The sequence below is a fragment of the Exiguobacterium sp. 8H genome, assembly GCF_902506255.1.
In the GTDB taxonomy this organism is placed as follows: domain Bacteria; phylum Bacillota; class Bacilli; order Exiguobacteriales; family Exiguobacteriaceae; genus Exiguobacterium; species Exiguobacterium profundum.
This window is the reverse complement of record NZ_LR733448.1, coordinates 1-1,529: the sequence shown is the minus strand read 5'-3', so window position 1 is coordinate 1,529 and position 1,529 is coordinate 1. Positions and strand designations below refer to the sequence as shown.

At 37.3% G+C, this 1,529-nt stretch carries 2 protein-coding genes; one reads left to right on the top strand and one right to left on the bottom strand.

Annotation, left to right across the window (positions count from 1 at the left end):
- The first annotated feature begins 507 nt into the window (after positions 1 to 507).
- Positions 508 to 834 carry a hypothetical protein gene (locus GVY43_RS15560; RefSeq protein WP_159563770.1) on the top strand — a complete coding sequence of 109 codons (327 nt, stop codon included), beginning with the start codon at positions 508 to 510 and terminating at the stop codon, positions 832 to 834.
- A gap of 347 nt (positions 835 to 1,181) precedes the next feature.
- On the opposite strand, the gene GVY43_RS16160 is transcribed toward GVY43_RS15560, so the two are convergent.
- Complete coding sequence (locus GVY43_RS16160; protein ID WP_371730294.1) at positions 1,182 to 1,526, bottom strand: acyltransferase family protein; 345 nt, start codon at positions 1,524 to 1,526, stop codon at positions 1,182 to 1,184.
- Positions 1,527 to 1,529 lie beyond the last annotated feature (3 nt).

Genomic DNA, 1,529 nt, shown 5'->3' with positions numbered 1-1,529 from the left:
AGGTATGGTGATTATAGTAAATACTTAATTATAATTTTTCAGCTTAATTGAAAAATGAATGAATTATCTGCCTATGAACTGGAGGGACCCAAAGGTTTGGTCACCAAACCAACAGGACATGCGCCGAGGTCGAGAAACTCATGGAAGAAGGCGAGTTCCTCGAGATGGAGAACGCAGCGTTAAAAAAATTGAAAGCCTTGGTTCAAGAAGAGGAAGGACGTTGTTGCTATCGCCGTATCCACGCGCTCCTCGAGCGCCATAGTTTTAGAATTCTCATGGACAAGCTTGGTCTCAAGTGCCTCGGCCGTATGAATAAATATCGGTCCTATAATGAAAATGTCAGGACGATCGCACCGTACCTCCTCGGACGAGATTTCCAGACCACAAGCCTAAACTATAAGTGGGTTGTAATCAACGTATTAAAAAAAATCTCTCAAAGTAACGGATAATGATTCTGACAACCTGAAAATAGAGTGTGAGACATGATCCGAAATGAGGGATTTTTTTATGATTCGTGAGTTAAGAAGCAAAGGATGGACAATTAAAACTATCTCTGACGAGATGGGATATGCCCCTAAGACAATCCAAAAGTATTTGAATATGGAAAATGCACCTACGAAAGTGAAGCGGAAAAAGAGAAAAGGAAAATTCGAACCCTACAAAGACTACATAACCGAACGTATCAAAGAAGGTACAACCAATTGCGGTTTTATTCAAAAGCTAGGCTATAAAGGGATTCTGAGAGAGTATGTGAAACCTTACAGACTTCAGCCTAAAAAGCAGACTACCGTCAGGTTTGAAACGTCGCCTAAACGACAGGGACAGATGGATTGAAATGCGTATAGTATTCCATCATCCTCGGGTATTCAAAAACGCGATAGATCAAGTTCACGACCGACATGACGCTGAAGACTCTGATGAAGTACCGTATGAATACGTTCGCCTTCTTCAATGGTGTACGGCAACAAAATCTCTATGACAACATGAAAACTGAGCCCGGTGGAATACCGAACCCAGATTTTCCAAATCGTCTGACGAATTATTTATTATCTAATTTTTTGATCCAGTTCATAACTGGTTCTTTCTCTCTCCTATTTAGTCCAGAAAAAGAGCCGTTACATTCAAGTCAAAATTATTTACTTCAAACACTAACTGTTCGAGCTACCATCTATTTCGTATTATCATGTTACCATGGTGTGAATTTTTGTTTTTAGTAAATTTACTGTGTGATATAGTACAATAGGCCCAATTAGACCCGTTAAAATAATTAAAGGATACCACCAGTTCTGCCAATAAGTATTACCTAAATTAATTTGTAACAGTTTATTTGAAAGTTTTAAAAATGATAAATGAAAAATATAGACATATAGACTATAGCGATTTAAATTCAAAATGATTTTATTATTACCTATATGCGAAGTTGTTTTTGCATATAAAATAAACATCATGACCGTGAAAATCAACACTATGAAATCTGGAAATTCAGTGTAGTATGTCAAAAAAGGGTAGAAAATGAGTGAAAACACTCC

Excerpts from the sequence above, each read along its gene's own strand:
- GVY43_RS15560 (WP_159563770.1), top strand. The coding sequence starts at position 508 with ATGATTCGTGAGTTAAGAAGCAAAGGATGGACAATTAAAACTATCTCT.